Below are 728 nucleotides of genomic sequence, written 5' to 3' on the forward strand. Positions count from 1 at the left end.
CGTGGTTTCTAGTACAGCAAAGATAGGAGCTAAAACGGCTCTAGAAAACAGCTCCATGGTCCAACAAACCGTGGACAGCCTCAAAAACAATATTTCCCCCATACTTGCAAACTTAAACAGCGAAAGTCTTGAAAAGTTTTTTGCAAAAAACAGTGACAATGGCATCAATTTTGACCAACTTTCGAGTGAATTGCGCACCCTTCTCAATAAAAGCGACATTCCTGCTCTCAACCCTGATCGCTTGAAACAAACCTATCAAGCTGCACTCAATGATATTGGTTCTGCGATAACAGCTTTCAAAAATGATCCTTCTTACTATCGCACCACTTTAAAAAATCTTGGTGAGCGTCTGTCTGATCGTGTAGAAGATCTCACGACAAAATTTGATCGAAGTGATATCATCAATGCCCTTGTGACCGATGGCATGTCCCGTGCGGATGCACAAACAGCAGTCAACCGTGCCGTCCAACTCTATCAAAGCGCAGAAGAAAAGACCGAAAAAGCCATCAAAGTCCTTGAAGAACGGGCAGAAACACTCTCAGACAATCTTGAGGATACGATCAAGGGCGCCAAAAACACTGCGACTAAAGCCACAAAAACAGCCTCCAATATGGGGTGGTGGGGCTTTTTAGGCAGTCTGGTAGGCGCCATTATTTCCAGTGTTTTTGGCTATTATGGTTATAGAAGCCGTAAGGACACTTTCATGCTTTAAAACGTCTACCTTTAAA

The 728-nt window shown here is 43.3% G+C and carries 1 protein-coding gene; it reads left to right on the plus strand.

The genetic code is table 11. The features are described from left to right. Window positions 1-712: DUF3792 domain-containing protein (locus ACFIKN_RS05980; protein ID WP_375658067.1), on the plus strand; the 712-nt coding region annotated here is incomplete at its 5' end. Between the last annotated feature and the right edge of the window lie 16 nt (window positions 713-728).

This window comes from Bartonella sp. CL436QHHD (genome assembly GCF_042195105.1).
Lineage (GTDB): Bacteria > Pseudomonadota > Alphaproteobacteria > Rhizobiales > Rhizobiaceae > Bartonella.